Annotated in this window: 10 protein-coding genes and 1 pseudogene; 10 read left to right on the top strand and 1 reads right to left on the bottom strand. The window is 64.4% G+C overall.

The window, feature by feature from the left end:
- The first annotated feature begins 4 nt into the window (after window positions 1-4).
- The 10 genes from ACK4S2_RS15460 to ACK4S2_RS15415 all read left to right on the top strand — a co-directional run bounded on the left by ACK4S2_RS15460 (window position 5) and on the right by ACK4S2_RS15415 (window position 5,614).
- Window positions 5-121, top strand: coding sequence for a thioredoxin family protein (locus ACK4S2_RS15460; RefSeq protein WP_409623955.1), 117 nt, complete (start codon window positions 5-7; stop codon window positions 119-121).
- A 30-nt stretch (window positions 122-151) separates the two neighbouring features.
- A complete protein-coding gene (locus ACK4S2_RS15455; protein ID WP_409626396.1) occupies window positions 152-856 on the top strand; it encodes a hypothetical protein in 705 nt (234 codons plus the stop codon).
- A 38-nt stretch (window positions 857-894) separates the two neighbouring features.
- A complete protein-coding gene (locus ACK4S2_RS15450) occupies window positions 895-1,125 on the top strand; it encodes a DUF2798 domain-containing protein (protein ID WP_409626393.1) in 231 nt (76 codons plus the stop codon).
- Window positions 1,126-1,136: 11 nt separating this feature from the next.
- The gene (locus ACK4S2_RS15445) at window positions 1,137-1,598 is read left to right on the top strand and encodes a rhodanese-like domain-containing protein (protein ID WP_409626390.1); all 462 of its coding nucleotides are present in this window, start codon (window positions 1,137-1,139) and stop codon (window positions 1,596-1,598) included.
- Complete coding sequence (locus ACK4S2_RS15440; RefSeq protein WP_409626387.1) at window positions 1,517-1,999, top strand: thioredoxin family protein; 483 nt, start codon at window positions 1,517-1,519, stop codon at window positions 1,997-1,999. Before ACK4S2_RS15445 ends, ACK4S2_RS15440 begins: the two co-directional genes overlap by 82 nt.
- Window positions 1,992-2,684 carry a cytochrome c biogenesis CcdA family protein gene (locus tag ACK4S2_RS15435; protein ID WP_409626384.1) on the top strand — a complete coding sequence of 231 codons (693 nt, stop codon included), beginning with the start codon at window positions 1,992-1,994 and terminating at the stop codon, window positions 2,682-2,684. The genes ACK4S2_RS15440 and ACK4S2_RS15435 overlap by 8 nt, the downstream gene beginning before the upstream one ends.
- Before the next feature lie 11 nt (window positions 2,685-2,695).
- Window positions 2,696-3,607: an MBL fold metallo-hydrolase gene (locus ACK4S2_RS15430; protein WP_409626381.1), complete on the top strand. Its 912-nt coding sequence runs from the start codon at window positions 2,696-2,698 to the stop codon at window positions 3,605-3,607.
- Window positions 3,608-3,751: 144 nt separating this feature from the next.
- Window positions 3,752-4,156 (top strand): OsmC family protein, encoded by a 405-nt coding sequence (locus ACK4S2_RS15425; protein ID WP_409626378.1) that lies wholly within the window; start codon window positions 3,752-3,754, stop codon window positions 4,154-4,156.
- Between the two features lie 4 nt (window positions 4,157-4,160).
- Window positions 4,161-5,060 carry a cation diffusion facilitator family transporter gene (locus tag ACK4S2_RS15420; RefSeq protein WP_409626375.1) on the top strand — a complete coding sequence of 300 codons (900 nt, stop codon included), beginning with the start codon at window positions 4,161-4,163 and terminating at the stop codon, window positions 5,058-5,060.
- On the top strand, window positions 5,060-5,614 hold the full coding sequence (locus ACK4S2_RS15415; RefSeq protein ID WP_409626372.1) for a phosphatidylglycerol lysyltransferase domain-containing protein: 555 nt from the start codon (window positions 5,060-5,062) through the stop codon (window positions 5,612-5,614). Before ACK4S2_RS15420 ends, ACK4S2_RS15415 begins: the two co-directional genes overlap by 1 nt.
- On the opposite strand, the pseudogene ACK4S2_RS15410 reads toward ACK4S2_RS15415, so the two are convergent.
- Window positions 5,592-5,814 (bottom strand): annotated as a pseudogene (locus ACK4S2_RS15410) (transposase); the annotation flags it as partial. The gene ACK4S2_RS15415 and the pseudogene ACK4S2_RS15410 overlap by 23 nt on opposite strands.

The following is a 5,814-nucleotide window of genomic DNA, read 5'->3' as shown; positions in this document are numbered from 1 at the left end:
GGACATGCGCGAGATCGTCGGATTTGGCGTGATGACCACCCCGGCCGTCGTGGTGGGGGGCAAGGTCGTCCACAAGGGGTCTGTCCCCACGCACGATCAGGTTGTGGCCTGGTTGGGTTAACCCACGAAACCGGGTCCGGGGAGGGCCCATTTGATGACAAACAAAAAACTGTTCGGTTCGCTTTTGGTTCTCGCCGCCCTTTCCGGGGCAACATCGGTCGCGGCGGCCGACATCCAGTGCCTGACCCCGATCGACGTGACCGGCACCGAAGCCAAGATTCGTGTGCATGATTATTCCAGCATCGTCTGGCTGAAAAACGCGCCGCTGTCGGACCTGACTGTGGGTTACGGGCCGGGGTCTGACCCGAAGGCCGAGATCAGCATCATCGACGGGCAGTATCACGTGGCCCGCCCCGAGGGCGCCGAGATCAGGGTCGATCTGAACCCTGCCGATCAAGGGGCGGCCATGCTGGTGCGCGCCACGCCCGCGGCTTGGGCAGATGCAGGAACGCTGAAGGATCTGTTCGATCTTGCCTCACTGAACGCGGCGCTGAGTGCGCGGATCAAGGAAATGGGGTGCGATGGCGATGCCACCTTGCCTTTCCGCATCACAGCCCATGCCGATGAGGTGAAATGGAGCGTGGACGGCGAACCCGAAAAGGCGCTTGGCACCATAGCCGACGCAGATGTGATCATCGTCGGCGTCTACTCCAACCACGACAAGGCAAATACTTTCATGTCACCGGGTTTCAGCCTGCACGCCCATGTGCACGTGCCCGCCACCGGATTTGCCGGACATGTGGTCGAGGCGACTTTGGCCGACGGCGCGGTGCTGCAACTGTCGGCTGCCAACTAGGGGCTTTGCGCCCCGCCCTGTAGAAATGAGACACTGACATGAAACCGCAGATGAAATTCCACCTCGTCTTTTCCCTGCTCATGGGCGCGATGATGGTGTTCCTGATGACCTTCGTCATCACCGCCGTGAACCTTGGCTTTGGCCCGCACTTCCTTGCGGCCCGGGCCCGGGTGTTCGTCATCGCCTATGTGATCGCGGTTCCCGTGATCTTTTTCCTTGCCCCAATTGCGCGCAAGCTGACCGGTGGTCTGCTTGGCGTTCACCCCTGAAAGGACACGTCATGAACGAGGCTCTCAAGAAAGACCTGACCAAGGCGCGCGAAGTCTGCCCCACCACCTCGCAGCGGTTGCTGAAGGACGGCGCACTGCTGGTCGATGTGCGCGAACCGTCCGAAGTGGCACAGGTGGGGTTTTCGGGCTGCGAAGTGGTCAATATCCCGCTGTCGCAGTTCGAGGACCGCTGGCAGGAAGTGCCGCGCGACCGGGATGTGATCCTGGCCTGCGCGGTCGGAGAGCGGAGCCTGAAGGCCACCTATTTCCTGATGTATCAGGGCTATGACCGCGTATCAAACATGCGCCCCGGCATTGCCCGTTGGGTCGACCGTGGCTTCCCGATCACCGGGTCTGCCGAAGCCGTGGCCACCTCCGAGGCGGCATCTTCGTGCTGCGGCGCATCGCCGGAACCTGCGGCCTCAAGCTGCTGTGGTGGCGACACGCCGGCCAAGTCTGGCGGGTGCTGCTGATGCGCCGGGGCGCGGCAGTCCTGACCGTGGCCATGGTGGGGGCTGCTGCCCTCTGGCTGACCGGCACGAACACCGCGCCCCAGTCGGCCTTGCCCGACCCCATCGCAGCGGCCCGTCTGACCGGCAAACCTGTGCTGGTCGAGTTCGGAGCAGGCTCTTGTGCCGCCTGCCGCGAGATGAAAGGCGTGCTGGCCGATTTGCAGACCAGTCACGGCGACCGGATGGTGATCGTTGATATAGACTTCGGCACACCTGAAGGCCGGATGGTGCTGCGCAAATACGCGATGCAGGCGATCCCGACACAACTGTTCTACACCGCTGACGGGGCGGAGGCGGGCCGCCACTTGGGCGCGATCCCGGCGGATCAGATTTTGGCCAGGCTGGGGCTTGCCGATGGCTGATGCAGCAATCCTGGGTGCGGCCTTCACGGCGGGCCTGCTGTCGGCGGCAAGCCCTTGCGTGCTGGCAGCGGTGCCGGTGACCGTGGGGTTTGTCGGCGGCGGGGCCAAGGATGGCGCTGCTGCCTTGCGGCTGACGCTGGGATTCATCCTTGGCATGGTGGTGGCCTTTGTGGCTCTTGGTCTGGCGGCTGCCCGCCTTGGCATGTTCTTCGGCACGCTTGGCACCGGCTGGACGGCGCTTGGCGGCGCGGTGATCGTGACGGGCGGGCTGTGGCTTTTGTTGCGGCAGGGCAGCGGCGCGCTCTGCCCTACGGCGGTTCAGGGCTGGATGGAGCGGCGCTTCAAAGGCTCCGGCCTCTGGGGGGCCGTGGCCTTGGGCGGGCTGACCGGCACAGTATTGACCCCCTGCGCCACCCCGGTTCTGGGCGCGGCGCTGGCCTTGGCCGGGTCGAGCAGCGTGACGGGCGGGTCGGTGCTGACCGGCGCGCTGATGCTGCTGGCCTATGCCATCGGGCGCAGCCCTTTGCTGGTGCTGGCCGGTCTTGCGCCGCAAAGCCTTGGCGTCCTGGCACGGCGGCTTGGCCCTGTCGCACATCTGATCCCCGGCCAGCGTGCCTTTTCCGCCGTGATGGTGGGGGCGGGTCTTTGGCTGATCTTTCAATCCGGCATCTTGCCGCAAACCTGACTGGAAAACGCATGTCCTTTCCCCGCGCCTTGCTTCTGGCGGCCCTGCTGCCATTTCCCGCCTTTGCGGATGTGCTGGAGGTGCAGCCCGTCACCGATGGCGTCTGGGCCATCGTCGGCCCCAAGGAACAACGCGACGGCGTGAACCTGGCCAACAACGCCACCTTCGGGCTGGTTGTCACCGACGCCGGTGCCGTGCTGATAGACCCTGGCGGGTCGTGGAAAGGCGCCGAGGCACTGCACGCTACCATCCGCAGCTTGACGGATCAGCCGGTGAAATTCGTGGTCAACACTGGCGGGCAGGACCACCGCTGGCTCGGCAACGGCTACTGGCAGGCGCAAGGCGCGACCGTGATCGCGTCGGATGCGGCGGTGGAAGATCACCACGCCCGCGCCGATCAGCACATGATGGATCTGGGGCAGTTTCTGGGCGACGGGCTGGCCGGCACCGAACCCGCCTATGCCGATGTGACCTTTGCCGACAGCCACACCTTTGATCTGGGCGGCCTCAGTTTCCAGATCACCCACCCCGGCCCGGCCCATACCCCCGGCGACAGCTTTGTGTTCGTGCCACAGAAAGACACGGTGTTCACCGGCGACATCGTCTATGTGGAACGCATCCTTGGGGTGGGTGAGCAATCCTCGATCACCGACTGGCCCGCCAGTTTTGAGGCGATGGCTGCCACTGGTGCAACCCATGTTGTTCCCGGCCACGGCCATGCTACCACGATGGATCAGGCCCGTGCCGACACCTACGACTATCTGATGAATCTGCGCGCGCAGATCAGCGCGCTGATCGAAGCGGGTGGCGATCTGTCGGCAGCGGCAGATGTAGATCAATCCGCTTTTGCCCGGCTGGAGCAATTCGACACCCTGTCACGCAAGAATGCCGAAGTGGCCTTCGTGCAGATGGAATTCGAATGACGCCATTACGACCGTGCCACGTCATTGGTACAACTCGCCCGGGGGGGCAGCGCAACCGGCCTGTTCGTGGCCCATGCCAGGGAACGCATCGCCGGCCTTCGCGGCCCGAATGATCCGAGGCCTTTTGGCATGAAAGGAACGACCATGCTGGAATACCACGTTAGCGCCCGGCGCAACGACAGTCACGGGTCAGAGGCGACCACCAAGGCGGCGTCGATCACGCTCGATACCGACATGGCCGGGCGGCAAGACGCTTTCAACCCCGCCGAGATGCTGCTGGCCAGTCTCGCCGCCTGCATCCTGAAGGGCACTGAACGGGTGGTGCCGATGTTGGAGTTTGATCTGCGCGGTATGGAGGTTGCCCTGCACGGGGTCCGGCAGGACAGCCCGCCGAAGATGATCTCCATCACCTATGAGATCACGGTGGACACCGACGAGCCCGACGCCCGCCTCGCCCTTTTGCACAAGAACCTGCAAAAATACGGCACGATTTACAACACATTGGCGGGGGCGACCGAACTTTCCGGCACCATCCGGCGGAAAGGCTGACACCATGGCGCACGATCACGCGCACGCACACACACCCCCGGCAGACCTTGGCCCGGCGTTCCGCTGGGCTGTGGGGCTGAACACCGCCTATGTGCTGGTCGAAGGCGCGGCAGGCTTTCTGACCGGATCTCTGGCGCTGCTGGCCGATGCCGCGCATAACCTGACCGATGTGGCGGGCCTGCTGATTGCTTGGGGCGCGGCAGTTCTGGCCAAGCGGGTGAGCAGCGATAATTATACCTTTGGCTATGGCCGTGCGACGATTCTTGCCGCGATGCTGAACGCAATCGCCATCCTGATCGGCGTTTTGGTGGTGGTGTGGGAGGCGGCGCACCGCTTTCAATCGGTGGTCGAGGTGCCGGGGCTGACCATCCTGCTGGTGGCGCTGGTCGGCATCGGGGTGAACACCGGCTCGGCGCTTTTGTTCATGCGCTCGCAAAAGGATGACCTGAACGCCAAGGGGGCCTATCTTCATATGGCCGCCGACGCGGCGGTGTCAGGCGCGGTGGTTCTGGCAGCGGCGGGGATCATGCTGACCGGCTGGCACTGGCTGGACCCCGCGGTGGCCATCGCGGTCAGCCTGCTGATCGCCTGGACCGCTTGGGGCCTGTTGCGCGACTCGCTGCGGCTGGGATTGGACGGTGTGCCCGAGGCGATTGACCGGCAGGCCGTGGCCGATTGGCTGGGCGCGCAGGACGGAGTGACCAATGTGCATGACCTGCACATCTGGGCGCTGTCCACCACCCGCACAGCGCTGGCGGTGCATCTGGTCTGGGACGGCGCCGATGCCGATGCCTTCCTCGATTACGTCACCGACGAGTTGGAGCATGACTTCGCCATCAGCCATGCCACCGTGCAACTGGAACGCGCGCCCTGCGAACGGGCGGGGGTCTGTCTGGCTGCGTGATGCAAACCGCAACCGACAGACACCCGACCGAGACGACCTTCCTCGGCCATGCCTTCCGCCCGCTGGAGCTGGCCGACAAGGACATGCTGCAAGACTATCTGCGCCGCTACCCGCAGCACGTCTCGGGCTACACATTTGCCACCTTGGCCGCTTACGCGCCGATCTATGGCATCCAGTGGTCGCGGGTCGGGCCGGAATGTCTGCTGTTGGCGCGCAAGGTTGAGGACCGGATGCAACTGCTGCAACCCATCGGCCAGCCCACCGACACCTGTTGCGACGGCTTGCTGGATGCGGCGGCGGCGCTGCCTTACCCGTTGCAGATGGTCTATGTCGCCAAGGCTTACATCCAGGCAAATCCCCGCTTCTGCGCGCATTTCGACGCCGAAGAGGATCGCGCCAGCGCCAATTACATCTATGTCGCCCGCGATCTGGCCGAACTTGCAGGGGGGCGCTATGCCAAGAAGCGCAACCTGATCGCCCAGTTTCAAACCCTGCACCCCGATTGGCAGTTAGCGCGTTTCCCGATTTTTGTGGTTCATATGCTGCTGCGGTGAAGAAGTTGGCGCTCTCCCCGGGGGTGATGAGATCGACGAGCCGTCCGATGGCGTCCCAGAGGGCCGCAACGGTTCGCTTGGCCGCCTTCCGCAGGAGCGCCTTGAGCTTCGAGAAGGCCATCTCGATGGGATTGAAGTCGGGGCTGTATGGCGGGAGGAAGCGCAGCTCGGCGCCGACAGCCTCGATCGGCTTCCGCGCC

This window comes from Gemmobacter sp. (assembly GCF_046292685.1).
GTDB lineage: Bacteria > Pseudomonadota > Alphaproteobacteria > Rhodobacterales > Rhodobacteraceae > Wagnerdoeblera.
The sequence above is the reverse complement of the archived record's forward strand: the minus strand, read 5'-3'. Positions and strand labels throughout refer to the sequence as shown.

Bases quoted from the DNA above. Each gene is read 5' to 3' on its own strand.
- ACK4S2_RS15460 (WP_409623955.1), top strand. From the start codon at position 5: ATGCGCGAGATCGTCGGATTTGGCGTGATGACCACCCCGGCCGTCGTG.
- ACK4S2_RS15450 (WP_409626393.1), top strand. From the start codon at position 895: ATGAAACCGCAGATGAAATTCCACCTCGTCTTTTCCCTGCTCATGGGC.
- ACK4S2_RS15445 (WP_409626390.1), top strand. From the start codon at position 1,137: ATGAACGAGGCTCTCAAGAAAGACCTGACCAAGGCGCGCGAAGTCTGC.
- ACK4S2_RS15435 (WP_409626384.1), top strand. From the start codon at position 1,992: ATGGCTGATGCAGCAATCCTGGGTGCGGCCTTCACGGCGGGCCTGCTG.
- ACK4S2_RS15430 (WP_409626381.1), top strand. From the start codon at position 2,696: ATGTCCTTTCCCCGCGCCTTGCTTCTGGCGGCCCTGCTGCCATTTCCC.
- ACK4S2_RS15425 (WP_409626378.1), top strand. From the start codon at position 3,752: ATGCTGGAATACCACGTTAGCGCCCGGCGCAACGACAGTCACGGGTCA.
- ACK4S2_RS15420 (WP_409626375.1), top strand. From the start codon at position 4,161: ATGGCGCACGATCACGCGCACGCACACACACCCCCGGCAGACCTTGGC.
- ACK4S2_RS15415 (WP_409626372.1), top strand. From the start codon at position 5,060: ATGCAAACCGCAACCGACAGACACCCGACCGAGACGACCTTCCTCGGC.